This is a genomic window from Methanosphaerula subterraneus (assembly GCF_052055875.1).
GTDB classification, from domain to species: domain Archaea; phylum Halobacteriota; class Methanomicrobia; order Methanomicrobiales; family Methanospirillaceae; genus Methanosphaerula; species Methanosphaerula subterraneus.
This window is the reverse complement of the sequence record NZ_CP170508.1, coordinates 1,336,303-1,359,517: the sequence shown is the minus strand read 5'-3', so window position 1 is coordinate 1,359,517 and position 23,215 is coordinate 1,336,303. Positions and strand designations below refer to the sequence as shown.

12 protein-coding genes are annotated in these 23,215 nt (G+C 58.3%); 3 read left to right on the top strand and 9 right to left on the bottom strand.

The annotated features are described in order from the left end of the window. Positions 1 to 3 precede the first annotated feature (3 nt). From ACFKSJ_RS06315 to ACFKSJ_RS06295, 5 genes are all read right to left on the bottom strand, one after another. Positions 4 to 1,323, bottom strand: a complete 1,320-nt coding sequence (locus ACFKSJ_RS06315) for a small ribosomal subunit Rsm22 family protein (RefSeq protein WP_440948967.1) — start codon at positions 1,321 to 1,323, stop codon at positions 4 to 6. A 63-nt stretch (positions 1,324 to 1,386) separates the two neighbouring features. Further along, positions 1,387 to 2,319 carry a glycosyltransferase family 2 protein gene (locus ACFKSJ_RS06310; protein WP_440948966.1) on the bottom strand — a complete coding sequence of 311 codons (933 nt, stop codon included), beginning with the start codon at positions 2,317 to 2,319 and terminating at the stop codon, positions 1,387 to 1,389. 287 nt (positions 2,320 to 2,606) lie between these two features. Further along, positions 2,607 to 2,915: a hypothetical protein gene (locus ACFKSJ_RS06305; protein ID WP_440948965.1), complete on the bottom strand. Its 309-nt coding sequence runs from the start codon at positions 2,913 to 2,915 to the stop codon at positions 2,607 to 2,609. Continuing rightward, on the bottom strand, positions 2,916 to 3,821 hold the full coding sequence (locus ACFKSJ_RS06300) for an Mrp/NBP35 family ATP-binding protein (RefSeq protein WP_440948964.1): 906 nt from the start codon (positions 3,819 to 3,821) through the stop codon (positions 2,916 to 2,918). It lies immediately after the preceding gene. A gap of 192 nt (positions 3,822 to 4,013) precedes the next feature. Then, positions 4,014 to 5,342: a response regulator gene (locus ACFKSJ_RS06295; RefSeq protein ID WP_440948963.1), complete on the bottom strand. Its 1,329-nt coding sequence runs from the start codon at positions 5,340 to 5,342 to the stop codon at positions 4,014 to 4,016. Positions 5,343 to 5,635: 293 nt separating this feature from the next. On the opposite strand from ACFKSJ_RS06295, the gene ACFKSJ_RS06290 reads away from it, so the two are divergent. Then, positions 5,636 to 14,419, top strand: coding sequence for a GH36-type glycosyl hydrolase domain-containing protein (locus ACFKSJ_RS06290; RefSeq protein WP_440948962.1), 8,784 nt, complete (start codon positions 5,636 to 5,638; stop codon positions 14,417 to 14,419). Positions 14,420 to 14,436: 17 nt separating this feature from the next. Here the strand turns inward: ACFKSJ_RS06290 and ACFKSJ_RS06285 are convergent, their stop codons facing one another. The 3 genes from ACFKSJ_RS06285 to ACFKSJ_RS06275 all read right to left on the bottom strand — a co-directional run bounded on the left by ACFKSJ_RS06285 (position 14,437) and on the right by ACFKSJ_RS06275 (position 18,786). Continuing rightward, a complete protein-coding gene (locus ACFKSJ_RS06285) occupies positions 14,437 to 15,594 on the bottom strand; it encodes a GDSL-type esterase/lipase family protein (protein ID WP_440948961.1) in 1,158 nt (385 codons plus the stop codon). A gap of 125 nt (positions 15,595 to 15,719) precedes the next feature. After that, positions 15,720 to 16,403 (bottom strand): mechanosensitive ion channel family protein, encoded by a 684-nt coding sequence (locus ACFKSJ_RS06280; RefSeq protein WP_440948960.1) that lies wholly within the window; start codon positions 16,401 to 16,403, stop codon positions 15,720 to 15,722. A 619-nt stretch (positions 16,404 to 17,022) separates the two neighbouring features. Then, positions 17,023 to 18,786, bottom strand: a complete 1,764-nt coding sequence (locus ACFKSJ_RS06275; RefSeq protein WP_440951393.1) for a PAS domain S-box protein — start codon at positions 18,784 to 18,786, stop codon at positions 17,023 to 17,025. Between the two features lie 202 nt (positions 18,787 to 18,988). Here ACFKSJ_RS06275 and ACFKSJ_RS06270 point away from each other — a divergent pair, with 202 nt between their 5' ends. Both ACFKSJ_RS06270 and ACFKSJ_RS06265 read left to right on the top strand, forming a co-directional pair. After that, positions 18,989 to 21,298 (top strand): sensor histidine kinase, encoded by a 2,310-nt coding sequence (locus ACFKSJ_RS06270; RefSeq protein ID WP_440951392.1) that lies wholly within the window; start codon positions 18,989 to 18,991, stop codon positions 21,296 to 21,298. Further along, a complete protein-coding gene (locus tag ACFKSJ_RS06265; protein ID WP_440951391.1) occupies positions 21,291 to 21,746 on the top strand; it encodes a response regulator in 456 nt (151 codons plus the stop codon). Before ACFKSJ_RS06270 ends, ACFKSJ_RS06265 begins: the two co-directional genes overlap by 8 nt. A 64-nt stretch (positions 21,747 to 21,810) precedes the next feature. On the opposite strand, the gene ACFKSJ_RS06260 is transcribed toward ACFKSJ_RS06265, so the two are convergent. Beyond that, a complete protein-coding gene (locus ACFKSJ_RS06260; RefSeq protein ID WP_440951390.1) occupies positions 21,811 to 22,029 on the bottom strand; it encodes a hypothetical protein in 219 nt (72 codons plus the stop codon). Between the last annotated feature and the right edge of the window lie 1,186 nt (positions 22,030 to 23,215).

The following is a 23,215-nucleotide window of genomic DNA, read 5'->3' as shown; positions in this document are numbered from 1 at the left end:
GGATCAGTTCTCCTGATCCTGCTGGAACGGAATGACCCGGGACTGTTTGCTGATCAGCAGGTTATAGGCTCCGGTCTTCCTGTTCTGCCGGACCAGGATGCCCTGCAGGACGACTCCGTCCCCGTACCCGCAGGTTCTGATCGCCCTGTTCTCTTCGGTCTCGTGGTATGCAGGGAGGACTGCAAAGACCGGCACCGTTGAGGTGCCGTCGCAGAGCAGGAAGACATGATTCTTCGGATCGCCGAGGTCTGCCGACATCTTCACGGCCGCACACGAGACCCGGCGGTTCTCATGGCTGGCGAGGTGGGAGAAGCGTGCGTACTTCTTCTCAGAGAGGGGTTCAAAGCGGGTCCTGGTCTTTGTATCCTTTCTGATGATCGCAGAGGAGAACTTGATGTCCGTGTTCAGGTACCGGTACCCCTCCGGATCGTCTGCCAGCACCTTCATCAGATGGGTCGGCTGGATCGAGCGCCGCTCCTCGAAGGTCCAGCAGTCCTGGCAACTGCACCGGCTCCTCCAGAGGTCAGGGCAGGGGCTGTAGACGGTGAGTCCGGCTGCTGCCAGCATCTGCGTGGTCTTTCTGAGTGCAGAGGAGGCCACCCGCTCTGCCGGTTCGATCAGCAGAATGATGCCGTCGGGTGCCAGCCGCGAGGCCCATGCCCTGATCAGGTCAGCCCGGTCCTGGATGCTGCTCTCGTGCAACTCATTTAAGACGTTTGAAAAGACCAGCAGGTCGATCGACGCCGGCAGATCCTCCGGTTTGACCTTCGTGATGTCCCTGTTCATCGGCGGGGTCAGGGTGACGGCCGGAATCCCTTTCCCGTAGCCTTCGACCAGGTAACGGTAGGCCTCCCGGTGCTCTTCAGACTGTTCGATGGCATGGATCGTGGCATGGCACCCGTGCAGCCGCTTCATCAGGTCGATGATCGCCAGCGGGACCACTCCTGGCCCTGACCCTGCATCGACGATCACCATCTCCTTCTTCAACAGCCCGGCTGCTGCCAGTTCAGAGAAGATACTGGCGAACTGCAGGTAATAGACCGGGAACTGATAGGCAAGGTAGGCGATCACACTGTACCCGCCCTTGTAGGTGATCGGCCGCTTTGCCTTCTCCTTCCAGTACCGGTTCTTCTGTGCGACGATCGCCCGCCGGATCCGATCGAGGATCACCGGATCATGCCAGTCCTTGTCGATCTTTCTGACGATATACTGCTCGATCAGGTTCTGCAGGGCTGTGGGGACCGCGGCACCTGCCAGGAAGGATTGAATCGCTCCCCTCTCCTGTTCATCCGGCACCAGCACCGCTGCTTCGTTGCCGGCCATCAGGGCACCGTTCCAATTCTGTGCAGGTAGCCCCTGTTCATCTCTGTCCTCTGGGTCATAGGGTTAGTTATCGATCTCCTTATCCTGTGCCTGGTACGCGCTGATCGCCCGGTTGAAGGTCTTTTCACCGAGGAGGGAGAGGAGGGCGACCGCCTGGTACTTCAGGTTGCCGCGGTTCAGGGCGGCTCCCTTCTTCAGGTAGGTCCTTCCCTTTGCAAACTCCCCGACCGAGGCGAACTGGATCCCGAGCCGGATGAAGTGCTCGGCGAGCAGTGCGGGGAACATCTTGAACTCGTCATAGTGCTCATTGAGCACCATCTCCATTCCGCGGTAGACACTGGTGTTGGTATTGGAGATCCCGGTCTCGGTGAAGTTGGAGTTGAGCAGCGGCTCATCGATGTAGGCGAACTGGTAGTCCCTGCTGATCCGCAGGAACAGTTCCCACTCCTGCTTTGCCGGCAGCCCTTCCATCCAGAGTCCTGACTTTGCAAAGCACTCCTTTCTGACCACGGCTGCCTGCGTGGTCACAAAGTTGCCACGCATCAGTTCGTGGTGGATGTCGCCGTCCCGCTGCTTCACCCAGGTGAACGGGATGTACATCTTCTGGTCGTTGCCCATATGCTTCCAGTAGCCTGAGTAGACGACGCCCACCTCCGGACCTACGGTCTCAAAGAGTTTCATATTCTTCTCGAGTTTGTCAGGGAACCAGTCGTCATCGCTGTCCTGGAAGGCGATGAACGGGCCGCGGGCCGCCTGGATGCCGACATTCCTGGCGTGGTTGGCCCCCTGGTTCGGCTCGTACCTGATATATCTGAGCCGCTCGTCGGTGATGGTCCTGATCACGTCCTCAGTGGAGTCCTTTGATCCATCATCCACCACGATCAGTTCCAGGTCCCGGTAAGTCTGGTTCAGTACACTCTCGATAGCCGTAGGGAGCAGGTGTGCCCGGTTATAGGTAGGGAGAATGACGCTGACCGTGGGAGTTGTACTCGCCATATCAGATCATGTATCGTATAAAAGAATAAACCCTCTCCAATGGCGCATTATCGGGGTTCTGCCTCCTCCTCTGAGCAGGTTTTCGGCCGGTTAACGCGCCGGTGCAACGGGATCTTCCCCTTCCTTTCTGCCTCCTGTATGGCAGGATCCCTGCATGAGAAACGTTATTTCCAGTGATTGGAGGGATGCTGGAAGGCTCGAGCGGTCAGTCCCAAAAAAAGATGCCGGCACAGCCCGGCATCCGGAGGAGGAGATCCCGGGGGTGCCCCCGGCAGTTTTCCTCTCCTTTACTCGGCTGATCGGTCGGCCACCTCGAGGAGGAGACTCCCGAAGATGATGCGCTCGATCACCTGGGCCGCATACCTGACCCGCTGGGCCTTCTCCATATCCTGGGTGCTGTGGATATCGGTATAGATCTGAACCCTGACGAGGGCGAACCGGAGCCGTTCGAGATCCCCCTCGTTGAAGAGCTGGGCCGAACGGAAGATCGGTTCTATCCTGTCAGGCAACTGATTGAGATCCTCCAGACAGATGACGATCTCCTTATAGATCTCCATCTCTCCGCCAGTGCCCTGCAGCACCCGCATATACTCCATTCAGTTCTCAACCCGCTTGACCAGTTCTTCCATCACGCTGTCGACCGCCTTCCATGTCGGGCTGTCACTGTGGCGGAGCACATAGGGTCGCCCCTCGTCGCCGGCCTCCCGCATGGCCAGGTCGAGCGGGATGCTGCCGAGGAACGGAACCTTGAACTCCTCGGCGGCCTTCTCCCCGCCCCCCTTGCCAAAGACATCGATCTCGGTCTTGCAGTGCGGACAGATCAGTCCGCTCATATTCTCGACGATCCCGAGCACCGGAAGATCGAGTTTCTCGATGAACTTGATCGTCTTCCGCGAGTCGAGGATAGCGACCTCCTGCGGTGTCGTCACGATCACGGCACCCCGGACGTTCGGTGCCAGCTGTGCGATCGTCAGCGCCTCGTCCCCGGTGCCCGGCGGCAGGTCCACGACCAGGTAGTCCAGGTGTCCCCAGTTCACATCGTTCAAGAACTGGCTGATCACGCTCATCTTCATCGGACCACGCCAGATCACCGGCGTACTGGTGTCCGGGAGGAGGAATGCCATCGAGAGTGCACTCAGCGAGCCGGTGATCCGTGCCGGCTCGATCAGGTTCCCGACCACCTGCAGTTTGTAATCCTCGATCCCGAGCATCTTCGGTATACTCGGTCCGTGCAGGTCCAGATCGAGGAGGCCTACGTTAAAACCGTGGTTCGAAAGCGCGTATGCGAGATTCACGGCCACTGTCGACTTGCCGACCCCACCCTTTCCGCTCAGCACCAGGATCACATGTCTGACATCGATCTTTGCCTTCTCCGGGAGATGGGGTTGTGCACCTTCCATCCCGTGTTCGCGGGCACTCGGGCAACTCCCGCAGTCCCCGCTGCAGCTCTCCTGTTTCTCCGGCTCGGTACAAAGTTCATGCTGATCTTGCTTCTCTGCCATTGTAATCATCCTCTCTCTTGGTCTGGTGTATGATGGTCCTGTAGTGTTCCGTCAGGAGATCCCCTGAAATTGTATATGATCGATTCATACGCTGTCGATCATCGAGCATGGTGAGTATCTACAGTGACCCTACCCATTTGGTATATAAGCCAATTCGTCATGATCAGATAAAAAACCGAGCATACGAGCTGGTTATCCAGTATTTGCGCTGTAATTCTCTGGCGATCGGGTGGGGTTGTCGTCGATTTTCCTGCCCACGATCTGAAACTCAACCACAGCCTTGTTCCGATCAGTGATCGCCCTGCAGACCCAGTGAACTGCTTTGATGCCATCAGGGGTCGAAAAATGAGTCTTGAGAGCGACAAGTGGATTATCTGCCGTCAGTGCTGCAATACTTGACGTGACCATCTCCTGCTCCTTCGGGGTGTTTACGTGAAAGATGTCTGCACCGATCAGTTCCTCCTGGGACCTTCTGCAGGAGCTGGCGAACGACGTGTTCACAAAGGTCAGGAGACCATCCGGGGTGAACCGTGCGACCATGTCGGTCTGATCTTCGATGATCGCTCGGTACCGGGCTTCACTGATCTCCAGTTCCTTCTGTGTTGTTCTCCGCTCCATATCCGTCCTGAGAGCGAGGATCCCATAGGCCATATCCTGGGCCAGTCTGGTCAGGAGGGTCACCTCTTCAGAATCGAATGCATCGGTCTCGATCGCATAGATCTTCAATACCCCCCAGACAAATTCGTTATTGACCATTGGGATCGCGATTGAGGAGGCGTACCCCCGTGCGGCCGCTTCTTTTCGCCAGGCCGCATTGAAGTTGGTCTGCAGGTTTCTTGCCACAGCCGGGGTTCTGGTCCTGATAGCGGTCCGGGTATGCCCGTCACCCTCGGCGGTTTCACGCCAGGAGATGGTTCCGGCTGAGAGGTACCCATCCTCAAATCCGGCGTAGGCCAGTGGGTTTATGGTCTTATCGCTATCTTCGACGCTGCCGACCCATGAGAACCGGTACCCTCCGAGGTTCACCAGCGTCTCACAGATCTGGTGCAACAGTTCCTGTTCATCTGTGGTCCGGACGATGATCTGGTTGCAGGCCAGGATCATCCTGAGGGCACGGTTGTACCGGGTGACTTTCTCATGGTCCCTCCGCCGGGTGATCGCGGTCAGGAGCATATTGTGCAGTTCTGCAAACTGCGGGGTGGCATTCCCGCCTTTCTGAAGGTAAAAGTCTGCCCCGCAGTTCAGAGCCTCGATCACCACCTCCTCGCGTCCCCGGCCAGTGAAGAGAACGAACGGAACCTTTTCGCCCCGCTTTCGCAGTTCCTTGAGAAAAGAGAGGCCGTCCATCTCCGGCATCTGGTAGTCAGAGATGATCGCATCATAGGGATACGCTCTGATCACCTGCAGTGCTTCGGTCGCAGAGGTGAGCGTCTCCACCTGCATATCCCCGTGCTTTTCGAGGAAGAGCTTTCCTATATCAAGGAGTGGTCGCTCATCATCGACATAGAGAATGGAGATCATGGATGCTCATCCTAGTATTGGTTATTATTCTCATTTTCTGGGTAAAAAAAGGGTCTGGTTTGTCTGGAGAGGCTTCTGAATCATCCCTCCTGGGTGTGGATCGGCCATATTCATCGCTTCTTATTTATACTCAGGCTCCCCTTTGCAACATACAATCTCCCTTGTGGGTGATGGTGGACACCCCGGGAAAAAAGGATATCTGAAGATGAGGTCTTATTGGAGAACGTGGGCAGGCCTGTTGAATTGATTGATCAGAAGGGATGGTACCTTCATGAGTCGGGAGCTTTAGCGTGATGGACTGGGTCAATACACTGCTTCGGAAGATCACCTTGAAGTCGGTACCGTCAGGTGACAAGGTTTCGGTGGGTCAGACCTGTTTGAGCACCGACCCGCTCAGAGCAGAACTCTTCAGTATCGACCAGCTCGCCCAGCATGCACAGGAGATGGCCGGGTGGTACAGGGTTGAGACCAGTATGGGTACGGACCGTCTCCTTCCCCGGCTGGCAGAGAATGAGACGGTGCTGCTCGAGACCTACGAACTGATCTCGGCTGCAGTCGAGGTGAACCGGCGTATCGCCCCTGCCGGTGAGTGGCTGCTGGACAACTTCTACCTCGTCGAGGAGCAGATCCGGACTGCACGCAGGCATCTTCCGAAAGGCTACAGCAAAGAGCTGCCGCACCTTGTGAAAGGGCCGCTTGAAGGTTATCCCAGGGTTTACTTCATTGCACGGGAACTGATCGCCCATGTCGACGGACGTGTCGATACCGAGAGTCTCTCCAGTTTCATCGAGGCGTACCAGAATGTCACGCCCCTGCTGATCGGGGAGCTCTGGGCGATCCCGATCATGCTCCGTCTCTCGCTGATTGAAAACCTCCGGAGAGTCGCTGATCGGATCGCCGCAAACCGGCGGGACAGTGACGCTGCCAGTTACTGGGCGGACCGGATGGTCAAGACGGTGGAGGTCGACCCAAAGAGCCTGATCCTGATCGTTGCAGAGATGGCCACATCAGAACCGCCGATGACCAGCGCCTTTGTCGCCGAGCTGGCCCGGCGGCTCCAGGGCTGGTCTGCAGCTCTGGCTTTTCCCCTGACCTGGATCGAGCAGCGTCTCTCAGAACTGAACCTGACCATCGATCAGATGGTCCAGGCCGAGACCCAGGCCCAGGCCGCGGATCAGGTCTCAATCGGGAACAGTATCAACAGTTTCCGTCTCCTCGACGCGATGGACTGGCGTGAGTTCGTCGAACGAATGAGCGTCGTCGAACGTACGCTCCGGGAGAACCCGGCGGACGAGTATGGGGATATGGACTTCGCTACCCGCGATCGGTACCGACATGTGGTCGAGGAGATCGCAAAGGTGTCCGGAATCTCTGAAGAGAAGGTGGCGCTCAAAGCGATGGAACTTGCCCTCGACAACAGGATCCGGCATGGTGGCGCTGAGCGGGCCTCCCATGTTGGGTATTACCTGATCGACGAAGGGCTCAACTCGCTCTATTCGGCTCTCTCCCTCCCCTATTCCATCACCGATCGGTTCCGGATCTTTGGAAATGCCCACTCGCTGGGGCTCTACCTGGGTGGCATTGCACTGATCACAGGCTCTATTGTTCTCTTCGGGTACTGGCTCCTCCCCTCACCCTTCCGGTGGACTGCCCTGCTGGCCGTGCTGTTGCTGCTGGTCCCTGCCAGCCAGGCCGGCGTCACGCTGGTCAACTGGCTGGTGACCCTGCTGATCGAGCCGGTCCTCATCCCCAAGATGGACTTCTCTGAAGGGATCCCGTTTGAGATGCGCACCCTGGTGGTGGTCCCGACGGTGCTGGCCGAGCCCGACGACGTGGACGATCTGCTCGAGTCTCTTGAGGTCCGGTACCTGGCAAACCGAGACAGTAACCTGTACTTTGCCCTGCTGACTGATCTCGTCACAGCGGCAGAGGAGACGCTGCCTGGTGAAGAGTCAATGATTCTCCGCCTGGGGCAGGGGATCGAGGAACTGAACGAGCGGTACCGTGGTGAGAAGGCAGGGACCTTCTTCCTGATGCACCGTTCACGTGCCTGGAACCCCGTGGAGGAGGCCTGGATGGGATATGAACGGAAGCGGGGGATCATCAGTGCTCTGAACCGTCTTCTCCGCGAGGACCTGGCCGATGACTTTTCGGTGATCATCGGAGATCGGGCCCTTCTCTCAGGCGTAAAATATGTGATCACGCTCGATACCGATACCCAGTTACCCCGTGATATGGCCAGACAGATGGTCGGGGCGATGGCTCATCCGCTGAACCGGCCGGTGATCAACCCGGAGACCCAATCGGTCCGCGAAGGCCACAGCCTTCTCCAGCCTCGTGTGGGGCTTCTCCTCCCTGATACCGGTCTCTCCCGTTTTGTACGCTACTTTGGGGGTGAGCCGGGGATCGATCCATACACCCGGGCGATCTCTGATGTCTATCAGGACGTCTTCTCTGAAGGTTCGTTCATTGGAAAAGGGATCTACGATGTCGATGCCTTTGCCCATTCCGTGGAAGGACGGTTCCCTGAGAATTTGATTCTGAGCCATGACCTGCTCGAAGGGTGCTATGCCCGGACCGGGCTGGCCAGCGATTTGCAGGTCTTTGAGGAGTACCCGACAAGGTACCTGACCGACATCAAGCGGAGGCACCGCTGGATCCGTGGGGACTGGCAGATTGCGCCGTGGATCTTTTCACGGGTTCCCTGTTCAGACGGTGATCGACAGAAAAACCCGCTCTCGCTCCTCTCTCGATGGAAGATCTTCGATAATCTGCGCAGAAGTTTTGTCTCTCCGGCCATGCTGCTGCTACTGATCGTTTCATGGGCCTTCCTGCCACTGATCTGGACCTGGCTGGTCGCAGGTATCTACCTGGTCCCGCCGGTCCTCATGTATCTGTGGAGACTGATCAGAAAGCCATCCGATCAGTCACTGCCCTTCCATCTACGGGAGGTCATATCCTCTCTTCCGGTCCAGTTTGCAGCCCCTCTCTGCTCACTGGCCCTGCTCCCTTACGAGGCCTTCATCAGCCTCGACGCGGTGCTCAGGACCTGGTGGCGGATGCTGATCAGCCATCGTTCTCTGCTGAACTGGACAACCTACCGGGAGGCTGACCGGAACGGACAGAATGGTCTGATCGAGTCGTATTATACCATGTGGATCGCTCCAGTGGTCGCGGTACTTTCACTGGCAGGCCTTGCCCTCTTCCGTCCATCGGCCCTGCTACCGGCTGGTCTCTTCGTGGTGGCCTGGGTTGCGTCCCCTGCGCTGGCCTGGTGGCTCAGTCAGCCGATCCCCATCCGGACGACCGTCCTGACTCCTGACCAGATGCTCTTTTTACGGGCGATCTCCCGGAGGACCTGGAGGTTCTTTGAGACGTTTGTGACTGCCGAGGAGCACTGGCTTCCTCCGGACAATTATCAGGAGCAACCGATCCCGGTGATCGCCCATCGTACCTCCCCGACCGACATTGGCCTCTCGCTGCTGGCAGACCTGGCCGCCTATGATTCCGGATATATTTCGGCTGGGCGCCTGATCGATCGGACAGGAAAGACTCTGAAGACGATGGAACAGATGAAACGGTTCCGCGGGCATTTTTATAACTGGTACGACACCATCACTCTTGAACCGCTCCTCCCGCAGTACATCTCCACGGTGGACAGTGGCAACCTGGCCGGTCATCTGCTGATCTTACGGCAGGGGCTCTCTGAACTCTCCGAAGCATCGGTGATCTCGGATCTGGCTGCAGAAGGGATCGCCGATACGCTCGCTCTTCTGGAAGAAGCAGTGACATCTGCTGTCAGGGTTGAGGCGGACGCGGTATCAGACGAGACCCGGTCCCTGATTGCGGAGATCAGAACGTCTCTGGTTGTGATGCCCGAAACGCTTCGTGAGGCGTGGCAGGGGCTTGTCGTGCTCCAGGATCTGACCTCAAAGGTGGCAGCGGATCTCCGCTCGCACCCTGACGAGGAGATCCGGTGGTGGGCGCAGGCGGTGGAACGGCAGGTCCATGACCATCAGGAGGATCTCGAGATGCTTGCCTCGTGGGTATCGGTCAACCCGCCCCAGGACGGGGACGGGCTCGTCCCATTCTCTGAATATCAGGAACTCTGGGGCCGGATCCAGGATCTCTGGGGGAGCGTCCCGACCCTGGGTGAGGTGGCGGCCCTCGAAGAGCATCTGCTCGGCCCCCTGGACGCCCTGCTGACACGGGTGCTGACTCCGGGTTCTGGAGGTGAGGAGGTCTCTGGTGAGACCCGCTCGTGGCTCCTCGCTCTGCGGGAGAAGATCCGGTCGTCGGGTGAAGAGGCGGTTGAGCGGCTGAAGATGGCTGATGGTCTGATCGGCCTCTGCACGACCTTCAGCGAGATCGATTACGAGTTCCTGTATGATCGGACCAGCGACCTCCTTTCGATCGGGTACAATGCCACTGATCTCCGGCGGGATGCCAGTTTCTATGATCTGCTCGCCTCCGAGGCCCGCTTGACTAGTTATGTCGCGATTGCACAGGGAAATCTCCCGCAGGAGCACTGGTTCGCCCTGGGCCGGCTACTGACGGCAGGGAGCACCGGTGAACCGATCCTCCTCTCCTGGAGCGGCTCGATGTTTGAGTACCTGATGCCCCTGCTGGTGATGCCGACCTATGATAATACACTCCTTGATCGGACCTATCACGCTGTGGTGGCCAGACAGATCGAATACGGGCGCAGGCATGGTGTGCCCTGGGGGACCTCCGAGTCCGGGTATAATATCACTGATGCAAACCTGAACTACCAGTACCGGGCGTTCGGGGTTCCCGGGCTCGGGTTCAAGCGAGGGCTTGCCGAGGATCTGGTGATCACTCCGTATGCTTCGGCAATGGCGCTGATGGTGGACCCCCGTGCAGCCTGTCTGAACCTGCAACAGATGGCTGCTTCCGGGTTCGTCGGCCAGTACGGGTTCTACGAAGCGATCGATTTCACCCCGTCCCGGATCAACCCCGGCCAGTCTCATGCCGTGGTCCACTCCTTCATGGTGCACCATCAGGGGATGTCTCTCCTCTCCCTCGTCTATCTCCGGGGTCGTCCGATGCAGCGCCGGTTCGAAGCCGAGCCGCACTTGAAGGCCACCGCGCTGCTGCTCCAGGAGAAGGTACCAAAGGTGGCACCGTTCTATCCGCATGCCGGCGAGGTGCAGGGGATCCATAAGATGCTCGGCGAACCAGAGTCGATGATGCGGGTCTTTACGACCCCGAACACCCCGCGGCCCGAGGTCCAGCTCCTCTCCAATGGCAGGTATCACGTGATGATCAACAATGCCGGGGCCGGGTACAGCAGGTGGAAGGACCTGGCTGTGACCAGGTGGCGGGAGGACCCGACAGCGGACTGTGCCGGCATCTTCTGTTATATCCGGGACGTTGAGAGCGGCCTGTTCTGGTCGACGGCATTCCAGCCGGCATGCAGGCCCTCCCCCTCCTACCAGGCGATCTTCCAGCAGGCCCGTGCAGAGTTCCGGCGGCGCGACCCTGATATCGATACCTTTGTCGAGGTGATCGTCTCGCCCGAGGACGACGTCGAGATGCGCAGAGTTCGGATCACGAACCGTTCCTGGCGCCGGCGGACGATTGAACTGACCAGTTATGCTGAGGTGGTAATGGCGCCACCGAATTCCGACGAGTCCCACCCCGCCTTCAGCAACCTGTTCGTCCAGACCGAACTGGTTCGGAACCGGAACGGGATCCTCGCCACCCGCAGACCGCGTTCAGAAGGGGAACACCCGCCCTGGCTCTTCCATATGATGACGCTGTCCGGCACCACTCCGGTCAGGAAGATATCGTATGAGACCGATCGGGCCCGGTTCATCGGCCGTGGGCGGACGCTTCGGGATCCGGTGGCGATGACCGACTCCTCGACCCTCTCGGACACGGCAGGGTCGGTGCTCGACCCGTTGGTGGCGATCCGGTGCACGATCACGATCGAGCCCCAGGAGACGGCAGTGGTGAACATCTTCACCGGTGTCAGTGAGACCCGGGCCGGTGTAGAGGGACTGATGGAGAAGTATTATGACGCCTACATCGGGGAACGGGTCGCAGAACTGGCCTGGACTCATGCCCAGGTGGTCCTCAGGCAGTTGAATGCCACCGAGAGTCAGGCGCGGGACTTCGGGTCACTGGCCGCCTCGGTGGTTTATGCCAATCCGACCCGTCGGGCGTCCCCTGAGGTGCTGACGCAGAACCGGCGGGGGCAGTCGGGGCTCTGGGGGTATGGGATCTCCGGGGACTACCCGATTGTACTGGTCAGGGTCCGCAGCCGTTCCGGCCTCGCCCTGGTCCGGGAGATGGTGCAGGCACACGCCTACTGGCGCGTGAAAGGACTGACCGTGGACCTGGTGATCTGGAACGAGGACCAGTCCGGGTACCGGCAGGAACTGCAGGACGAGATCCTCCGGCAGATGTCCAGCAGCCCCGATATCCAGCAGCTCGACCGGCCCGGCGGGATCTTTGTCAGGCGGCTCGAACAGATGTCCGACGAGGACCGTATCCTGATGCAGACCGTAGCACGGGCGGTTATCTCTGAACGTCGTGGAACCCTGTCCGAGCAGATGGAGCGGGGCGGGTGGAGTGACCTGACTGTGCCGCCTCTGATCCCGGTTAAAGCCTGGCGCCCGGAACGGCCGTCCTTCCTCTCTGATGTGGGTGACGGCCTCCGTTTCTTCAACGGATTCGGTGGATTTACCGAGGACGGGCGCGAGTACCGGATCGTCTCCGGGGCCGGGAAGGAGACCCCTGCCCCCTGGGTGAATGTGCTGGCAAACCCCAACTTTGGGACCGTCATCTCGGAGAGTGGCGGTGCCTATACCTGGAGTGAGAATGCCCATGAGTTCAGGCTGACCCCGTGGTACAATGATCCGGTCCGGGACCTGAGCGGTGAGGCGCTGTATATCCGGGACGAGGAGACCGGGCGGTTCTGGTCGCCGACCCCCCTTCCGGCCCGCGGCACCCATCAGTATCTGACCCGTCACGGGTTCGGCTACTCGGTCTTTGAGTATGCTGAAGGAGGGATCCGCACTGAACTGACGGTCTTCGTGCCCGTTGACAGTACCGTGAAATTCCTCGTGCTGAAGATCCGGAACACCTCCGGGCGTGCACGAATGCTTTCGGTGACAGGGTACGTGGAGTGGGTGCTCGGAGAGCTCCGGCAGCGATCCCTGCTGCATGTGACCACCGAGATCGATCCGGTCACCGGTGCTCTCTTCGCCAGGAACCCATACAACAATGAGTTCCCGGACCGGGTGGCATTCCTCGACACCAACGAGATGAACCGAACCGTAACCGGCGACCGCCATGAATTCATCGGGAGAAACGGGACTCCTGCGGCGCCGGCAGCGATGGGACGGACCCGGCTTTCAGGCAAGGTCGGGCCCGGGCTGGATCCCTGCGCAGCGATGCAGGTTCCGTTCACCCTCGCCGACGGTCAGGAACATGAACTCGTCTTTACGCTGGGGGTCGGACGTGACCTCGATGCGGCCCGAACTCTTGTCCAGCGGTACCGCGGCGTCGGGCCAGCCAGAACTGAACTCGGGACGGTCAGGCAGTACTGGACCTGGACACTCGGGGCGGTACATGTCTCGACCCCCGACCCCTCCGTGGACCTGCTCACCAATGGCTGGTTGATGTACCAGACCCTGGCCTGCCGGATCTGGGGGCGAAGCGGGTACTACCAGTCGGGCGGAGCGTTCGGTTTCCGGGACCAGCTCCAGGACGTGATGGCCATACTTCATGCCGAGCCCCGGCTGGCACGCAAGCATCTGCTCCTCTCTGCCGGTCACCAGTTCATCGAGGGGGATGTGCAGCACTGGTGGCACCCGCCGATGGACCGGGGTGTCCGGACCCATTGCTCTGATGATTACCTCTGGCTGCCGCTGGTCACCAGTCGGTATGTGCTGAGCACCCGGGATACCGGGATCCTGAACGAACGGATCCCGTTCCTTGAGGGAAGGCTGCTGAAACCGGAGGAGGAGTCCTACTATGACCTGCCGAAGGTCTCGCAGGAGTCCGGGACGCTCTATGAACACTGTGTCAGGGCGATCCGGTGGGGGCTGAAGTTCGGTTCGCACGGGCTGCCGTTGATCGGGAGCGGGGACTGGAACGACGGGATGAACATGGTCGGTGTCCATGGTCAGGGTGAGAGTGTCTGGCTCGGATTCTTCCTGTATGACGTTCTCTTCCAGTTTGCCGAGGTGGCCCGGATCCGCGAGGATACCGAGTTTGCAGATCTCTGCATGGTCAATGCCGAACGGTTGCGGCAGAACCTGGAACTGAACGGCTGGGACGGAAGTTGGTACCGACGTGCGTACTTCGATTCAGGGGAACCGCTCGGCTCCAGCCAGAACCAGGAGTGTTTCATCGATTCGATCGCACAGTCCTGGTCCGTGCTCTCCGGTGCGGCCGGCAGAGAGCGGGCCAGAACAGCGATGGAGTCGGTCGAGGAGCACCTGGTCCGGCACCAGGACCAGCTGATCGCGCTGTTGACTCCGCCGTTTGATACCTCAGCCCAGAACCCGGGGTATATCAAGGGGTATGTGCCGGGGGTGCGGGAGAACGGCGGGCAGTACACGCATGCGGCAATCTGGGTGGTGATGGCCTTTGCGACCCTCGGGGACCAGCGGCGTTCCTGGGACCTCTTCAACCTGATCAACCCGATCAACCACAGCAGCACCCCGGAGGACGCCTGGAGGTACCGGGTCGAGCCGTATGTCGCCGCTGCCGATGTCTACGCGGTGGAGCCGCATGTCGGTCGCGGGGGCTGGACCTGGTATACCGGGTCTGCCGGGTGGATGTACCGGCTGATCCTCGAGTCGCTCCTCGGGGTGCGACTGGAGGTGGACGTCCTTCACTTCTCACCCTGCCTCCCGGAGGGCTGGTCCTCGTTCACGATGGACTACCGGTATCATGAGACGATCCATCACATCGTGGTCCACGCCAGCGGGACGGCCTGCGGGATCAGATCCGTGACCGTCGACGGTCTTCTGCAGCCGGACAAGACGGTGCGCCTGGTCAATGACCATACAGAGCACATGATCGAGGTGGTTCTCGGGTAAAAGGGGGGACTGGCCGGTTAACTGAATTGACTGCCCCGTTCCCTCTCCGGGTACCAGCGTATGAAGAACTCTGCCGGCGGTTCTGAGGACTGCTGGTACTGGTTCTCATTCTTCCAGGATTTGAGATCAGTAGATCCGAAAGCCGTCGACCCGGACTGCCATCCGGTCGAGGCCGGGGACGGGAATGCCTGCTGGTCCCCGATCAGGTACTGTTTTGAACTCCCCCCGAACGGACTCCACGCTTCCGATGCTACCGTCAACGATACTGTGGCCGGGGCCGGCGTCCGGGTCTGCACCGTTTCAGCTGGAATTGTCGCCGTCACGGGAGCCGGCACCGGCGATGGGAAGGTCGTGGCCTGTGGTTCTGGATTCTGTGTGGGCTCCGGTAGTGTCTGTTGAGTGCCGGCCGGCTCTGAGGCCGGGGTCACCGTGGTCGGGACCCCGGTTGGCATCGTGCTCCCGCTCTTTCGTTCGCCTGACAGGTACGGCACGAGGGCCGCATAGTATCGATCGGCAATCTTTCGGTCGCCTTTATCATTCGGATGGAGATAGATCGACGGCTGGCTGTCGGCCTGGCAGTCGTATCCGCTGAACAGGTCCACCGCCACCACCGGGGATGCCGCCGTGTTCTTCCTTTCGGCGAGACTCTTCATCGCCCTGTTCAGGGATTGCTGGCGTTCGATGTACCCATCCCGCGGGATGACTGTTCCTATCAAAATCACGATATCCGGATTTTTCTGTCTGAGGATCCCGATGGCCTCATCGAGGCTGCTGATCGTGGTCTCTGCCGGCACCCCGGTCATCACATCGTTGGTTCCGACATGGACGAGGGCGATGTCAGGGGAGTACCCGGAGAGCCAGTTCTCCAACCGGTCATCGGTGAGGAGATCGCTGGTCCGGAGGCCGGAGTGGCCCTCGTGGTCCTGATCGAAGTCATAAGGCAGATGGGGTTGATCGGTACTGCCGACAAAATCCACGTCATAACCACTCTCCTGCAGGTGCTTCCAGAGCCAGTACCGAAAGGTGGCATGGGACGCTCCATCATCATTGGAGGAGCCGCGGACGATCGAGTCCCCTATCGGAACGATCTTCACGCTTCCCTCTGCTGTTACGGTGATGCACAGCAGTACCAGCACCAGAACGATCAGGCCCGGAGGGATCCTTAGATATACCATAATAATTTGTTTGGATAATCAGAGGTCCTGATAAATCTTTTTATATCCCATATAGTCTCTTTCTATCAGGGGATCGTTCCCTTGATCGGTCAGGGAGATCTGGTGGAAAAATTGGGGAGATCGGGTCACTCTTTCCTGATCTGGTTGAACAGGTTGTCCATCATCTCTGGTGCACGGTCGCGAAGCCCGAAGCCGATGATGATGGCGATCGCCGCCCCCACGCCGAGCCCGATTCCCCAGGCCAGCGGAGTGATGAAGATGTAGATGATCGTCAGGTCGAGCCTGAGCTGCTCCAGGGCGAGCATCACGACCACAAAGTAGAGGAAGACCTCCAGGAGTGAGACGACCGGCCCCAGCATGGAGACCCGTTGCACCTCCCCGATTCCGCGGACGAACCGTGCGATGTAGTCGATCAGGAGGAACCCGACGATCAGGATGATCAGGAACATCGCGATGTTTGGGATGAAGGCCACGATGCTCTGCACCAGGCTGGTCAGGAATGTCAACTGCAATACATTCGCTGCTGCGAGGATTGCAATCAGGTAGATGAACCATCTGACGAGAAGTTCAAAGAACCTGAGGATCCCCTTGTTTCCTCCTCCATACTGCTCTTCGATCGCCCTGCCGATCGATGTTTGTGCCATTGCATCGTCGACCCCGATCCGGTCGAGGAAGAGTGCGATGTACTTTCCGAGGAGCCTGCCCACAATCCAACCGATCAGCAGGAGGATCAGGGCGGCCAGCAGGTTCGGGATCATGGCGATGATCTCGCCGGCGACCTGCTGTAAACTGGTGATGATATCTGTCATGATACTCTGAGGGGGGATGATCCTTATACTACTATTTTAATATATCTAAAATCCCTCAATTCTTCTCAAAAAAATAGTAATTGCTGTATCGTTATTTCTTCAAAATATTCCTGAATTCTCAGTATTTTTGATCCTACTTTGATCCAGTTTCGATCGGGCTCCTATACCGGTGAACACGGGCACGACTCGCCGGGATCAGCACTTCGAGCATTCTTCAGATGCCACAGATTCTTTTTCTGATATCCTGAATGAACGGCATGATCATCAGTGCCTGCCTGCCGCATCAATGGGTTTCATAAGCCGGCAGCAGGACCTTTGCCTTTGATACAACCGTATGTCCGATTCATCGGCACGCTGGTGGAGATGAGTCCGTATATGAAAACCTGTTTCGGCTTCCTCTCGCCTGGCTGCATGGATGAGCCCGATCCCGCACAGATCTCGCCACGGCGGACACCGGTGCCTGCCGATCACCCCCGCATCTGTGATCCGGGCAGTGACGGGGTGTACATACTCCTCCCTCGTCGGTCGAGTTCGAGATGAACCGGTTCCGGTTCGTGACGCCTGCCGGCTACCTAATGGTGACAGGCATCACGATCAGGGTGAGCTTCCCGGTTTCTGTTCAGCGCTCTCCCCTGTCTTCATCCCCTCCTCTGATCATCTCCTCTGCCTGTTTCCATGCAGATATGTCCCGAAATGATTCGATGGCCCCGATCCTCTTACCCTCATGATCCAGGAGTGGGGAGGCCTTTCCCCAGAGGCACCCCCCCTTCCCTCCATTGAGGGAAGGGACGTGGGCTTCGACGAAGATGCTGTCCCCGAATCTTCTGACCCCCGGGTGCTGGCTGATGAGATCCCCGGTCGGGAGATCGATCAGATCGATCAGGATCGGTCGGAGTCCCTGTAGAAATGAGAGGGCCTGGGTGTAATTTTTCGTTCCCAGAATCTCTCTTTTCCTGACACCGGTCAGCCCCTCCATGGCCTGGTTCCAGGCCATCACCACGCCGGAGAGGTCGACGATGAAGGTCGGGTCCGGGATGAATTCGATCGTATCCCGCAGGTTCTCATAGGTGGTCCTGAGTGCCTCTTCCGTCCGCTTCTGCGTGGTGATATCGACAAAGGAAGCCATTGAGCAGAGATGGTTTCCCAGTTCATCCCTGATGATACTGAGGGTGAGCTGGGCGCAGATGGACGACCGGTCCATCCTTTTCAGGTCGACCTCCCCAAACCATCGCCCTTTCTGATGCAGTTCCTTTCTGATCCGGGTGATCGTATCCCTGATCTCCACGTCATCCCAGGCGAACCATTCCACCTGCCGGCCGACGAGTTCCAGGCCATCTTGGATGCCGATGATCTCCCGCATTGCCGGATTTGCATAGACCAGTCTGCCGTCTGGATCGAAGATCGCGATCCCGTTGATGGACCCTTCTATGACCTTCTCCTTGATGGTGAGGTCCTGAAGAGTCCGGTTCCGCTCGGTGGTATCCACGAGCGACAGCATCATGCAGACCTGGACTCCTGCCTGATCCGTGACGGTGCTCAACGAGATCTGGACATCACAGAGGGTTCTGTCCCGGCGGACAAGGGCCGTCTCCCAAACCCCTCCGTTTCGCCGACTGATGGCGTCCTTGAGCACGTTCTGGACTGCCTCTCCGTTTCGGCTCTGGATCACCTCCTCAATGGGGTGTCCACAGAGTTCTTCCTCTCCGGCATATCCCATCATAGTGAGGAGTGCGTGGTTCACGTAGGTGATCACCTCTGAAAGGTCCATGATGATGATCCCATTGATCGAGGAGGCGATCGCATTCTCCTTGATCAGCAGCTCCCGTTCGGCAGCCCGTTGACTGGTGACATCCTCCATGATCAGGGTGACCCCCCTGCCTCCGTCGTCAAAGACCGTGGAGACCCCTTTGATCCTGAGGTGCATCTCCACCGGTTCCTGCATGAAGTGGACCTCCTGGCTGACCTCTCCCATCTGATCGGTCTCTTCGATCAGGGCCCTGATTCCCGGGTTCTGGAATGGGGGGAGATCGAGTTCCCCGATAGGCTCTCCGAGCAGGTCCTCACGTTCCTTTCCAAAGGTGGCGAGGAAACGGTCGTTCACCTGTAATATCCTCTCATCCTCATCCAGGACCATAATCAGGTCTGAAGAGAACCCGAGCATGGCTGAAAGGGGGACCCGTTGCGAGAGCGTATAGACCTTGGCCATCCCGATCACCCGCACCTCCACCTGGCCGGTGATCAGCAGGATCTCCAGGTATTTTGCGACCGAGTTCCGGTTTAACGATAATTTTCGTGCAATCTCGGTGATGATCAGCCCTTTATGGTAAAACTTCAGGAGCGTCTTTATCCGTTTGTAGGCTGTCCGGTCCTCCTCAAGGGTCATCATCTGCAGAGAGCATCTCTCCTGATATTAAGATTTCTCAAAAGGGCTCAAACAACCCTGTGCAGGATCCGGGATTGCGCGAGAAGACACGGCATGTGGATATTAAATAGGTGACCGACCTATGAGAGGTCGATCCGAAGGCCCTCATAGGGCCCATACGGGATCATAAGGTCCCATAGATAACAGTCGACGATACCAGTGGGTGGATAGGTTGCGTCTCTCTCTCAGGCACCGGCCCTTTGCTCATTATGTCCTGATCCTGATAGTGGCCCTGATCCTTCTTGTCGTTGTCGGGATCACGGTCGTCGACTACCTGAATGCCGAACAGACCTCCCGGCGAAACCTGCTGGCTTCTGAAGAGCAGACCGAGTATTACCTGATCAATGCAGTCCACCTGACTGACATCGGTTTTAAACTCTTCGACGACTCGTTCAACCAGCAGATGAAGGATGGGTTTGTCCCATTTATGGAGGAGTATGAACGATCCGGGCGTGACCCCTCCCGGATGGATCTGAACGCTGTCAAGAGCAGGATCTCCTCCCAGGTCGACCTGTATGTGATCAACGCGGATGGGGTTATCGAGTATACGACCTATCCTAAAGAATTGGGTCTGGACTTTCAGAAGACAAGCCCTGAATTTTATCAATCTCTGAACCTGATCAGAGCCTCTCAGGGTTTCTTCCCCGACCGCGTGGTTCAGGAGTCCGGAAACGGGGCATTGCGGAAGTATGCCTACATGCCCACCCCTGATCATCGCTATGTGCTGGAACTGGGAATGGAGAGTGAACTCTTTACAGAGACACGACAGCAACTCCGGTACTCTGAGCTGATAGCAGAGATCACCCAGTATAACCCGGCTGTCGAGAACCTTCGCATATTCTCACCAACGAAACGCCTGATTGGAAATAAGGCATTTGAACCCGATGAAGCCCTCAATGCCACCCTCGATGCCATTCTTCTGGAGAAGAAGAACCTGGAGTTCATCGACCCGGCCAGTGGGGGGAAGACCCGGTACCTGTACATCAATCTCAGCACCGACCCGTATAGTTCGGATACGAGCAGGATCGTCGAACTCACCTATTCGAATGATCAGATCCGGAGAACGCTCCAGGACCTTGTGTTCTTTCACCTGCAGGTGGCCCTGCTCGCGCTGGTCTTCAGTTCAATCGGGGCCGTGATGATCTCCCGTCACCTGACCCGGCCGATCGAGGGGATCGTCCGGGACGTGGACGCCATCGCGAAGGGCGACCTCGACCATACGGTCTCCTCCTCCCCGGCCCATGAGTTCCGGGTTCTGGAGGAGAGCACCAATACGATGGTCCGCACGCTCAAGGAGACGATCTCCAAGCTGCAGGAGAGCGAGTCCCATCTGACCGCGAGCGAGGAACGCTACCGGGTCACTTCAGACCTGATCTCCGATTATGCCTACTGTGTCGCTGTCGACTCCGGGGGCGTCTCGTCGCTGGTCTGGGCAACTGGTGCATTTGAGCGGATTCTGGGTATCCCCAGGGAGGAACTGCTCCAGGCCGGGGGGGTTGAGTCGGCGATATTTCCTGATGATCGGGAGGTCTACAGGCAGCATATGAGTCTCCTCTTTAAGAACCAGCCTTACCGGAGTGAGTTTCGGATCATGACCCGGTCGGGGGAGACCCGCTGGCTGAGCCATCGCACGCTCCCGGTATGGGATGTCGCTGCCGACCGCCTGGTCCAGTATTTTGCTGCCGGCCAGGACATCACCAGGCAGAAGGAGGCCGAGGCGGAGAACCGCCGGCTCAACGAGGAGTTGGAGCAGCGGGTCATCGAACGGACCAGCCAGCTGGAGGCGGTCAACCGGGACCTGGAGTCCTTCAGTTACTCGGTCTCCCATGATCTCAGGTCGCCCCTCCGTGCGATCGACGGGTATGCGTTCATTCTGAAGGACACCTATGGTCCCGCCCTGCCTGATGAGGCGCAGCGGTACCTGCAGGTGATCCGGGAGAGTGCGCAGCGGATGGATTCGCTGATCAACGATCTCCTCCGGTTCTCGCGGATCGGGAGGCAGGCGCTGGACAAGCAGCGGGTCTCTCCAGCGGACCTGGTCCAGAGCAGCCTTGAGGAGTTGAAGGAGGAGATGGAAGGGCGGGATGTTGAGATCCGGGTCGAGGAGATGCCTGACTGCCTGGCCGATCCAACCCTGCTCCGCCAGGTCTTTGTGAACCTCCTCTCCAATGCCCTGAAGTTCACGCGGGATCGGCGGCCGGCAGAGGTCACGGTCGGTTCATTCGTCGACAACGGCCAGGTGGTCTATTATGTCAGGGACAACGGCGTCGGTTTTGATATGCAGTACGCCGGTTCGCTCTTCGGGGTCTTTCGGCAACTCTCCCATAAAGAGAGGTATCAGGGGAGCGGTGTGGGGCTGGCCATCGTGAAGCGGATCGTCGAGCGGCACGGGGGCACGATCTGGACCCGGTCAGCGGTCGATAAGGGTGCGACCTTCTATTTCACCCTCAATGGTGGTGGTATGCATGAATGAGAATACCGAGGATGTTGAGATCCTCCTCATCGAGGACAATCCCCATGACGTGGAGTTGATCCTCCATGTCTTCCGGTGGTGCAACCTGCCGGGAAAGGTGCTGGTCGTCTGGGACGGTGAAGAGGCACTGGACTATCTCTTCGGCAGGGGACGGTATGCGGGTCGGAACCTGGAGAAGAAGCCGAAGGTGATTCTGCTGGATATGAAACTGCCCAAGGTCGACGGGATTGAGGTGCTCAAAAGGATCAAGGGGGATCCCGGTCTGCTGACCGTCCCTGTGGTGATGCTGACCTCATCAAATCAGGAACGGGATATCGCGGAGAGTTACCGCCTCGGCGTCAACAGTTATATTGTAAAGCCGGTCGACTTTGAGGAGTTTGCTGATGTGATCCGGGAGATGGCGATGTACTGGCATCTGATCAACCAGCCCCCGCAGGAAGGGTCATAGCCGGTTTCTCCGGCTATTCCACGTTTTCTAGAAGAAGAATGCTGCGCCGGCCCCTGCGCAGTTCTCACCTGACATTCTGATTCTGTCCCTCTGCTTCCATGGTGACCAACTGCTTGTAGATGGTGAAATACCGCCCCAGACACTCTCCGGGTGTCTCTTTGAGGCGTGCACCCCGGAGATACTGTTCATTATCTCCGATCGACCTTCTCACTGTCTCGAACCGGGGGATCCAGGCCCCGCCTTCAAAATGACCAAACTCGCCCTGGTACTCTATCATCTTCATCTCATTCCTCTGTGTGGTGTTCTGCGCATTCCGCAGAGGCCCCGGAGAGCCGATCTCTGATCCCGTACGTGGACGTGACACGGCCGTTTTTTGTGCAGGGGACGCTCAGGCCGCACCTGCCGGCATGTGCCCTATCACCGGTATGCCTGTGATTAGATGTTGTCGACCCGGTTTATTAGAGTTTTAGATCGGGGCTCTCCCGATCCGTCGACCATCTTCCGAGTGGCGGGGTCTTCACTTTATCCCACAGAGCTCTCTGTATGCATACCACTGGCGCCGCTGGGAAGCCGGCCTGTGCCACGGGGGCGCCGGCCCGGGGGCGGGAGATTTGAGGTGTCATATCCTGCTTGACGGGCGTACACGTGTACAGTACGCGTACACGTATTTCGGCAAACTTTTCCAGGTACCTCTCATGAAGGACTTTACCGAAATACGTGTACGCGTACTGTACAAATCCACGGCCATTTCGGCCCTGGATTATGACAAAGGTGCAGATGTGGATCACCATGGGTGAGAGAACCTGTGCCACCTAACGACTGGTTCTTGCATTGGGGGACGGCGGTCGTGCCGGCGAGTTGTGCGAAAGGCCGGCACGTTTCTGATAAGGGGGTGACGTGCACCTGATGAAGCCGGCGGATCGGTTCGGCGGCGGATGATGGCGTTCACGTTCAACCGGGAGAACTGTTCCCCCGGTCACGGGGCGGCCTGGTCTGGCTCTCGCCGGATGACAACCACGACCCGGATTCGGATGGTAGTGACTTACAGCAGTTACAGCAGACTTACAGCACGTTTACAGCAGTTGCTGTAAATAAGCCGGAGCCAGATCCGGCGGTCAATGGCGGAGATACTGTTAGATCTTCTTGCGTACATAATGAGCATACTCTACTTACAGCAGATCTGAAGAACACACAGACCTCACCGATCGCAAGTGCCGATCCGTGTGTGTGTCCCCGTTATTCGCCATCTGCTGTAAGTAAACATGAAAAGTCGTCTGAAGACGCTCAATTGCAGAACCGGAACCGTGACAGCCTCAGTAAACTTACAGCAACTGCTGTAAGTCTGCTGCAAACATGCTGTAAACAACAGGCAGTTGCTGAAAATGTTCAGGAGCTGGCGGCCACAGCTCTGGAACGGGTATCCTTGGTATCGGAACTGGAGAAGACGGATGGATGGTCTCCTACTCATG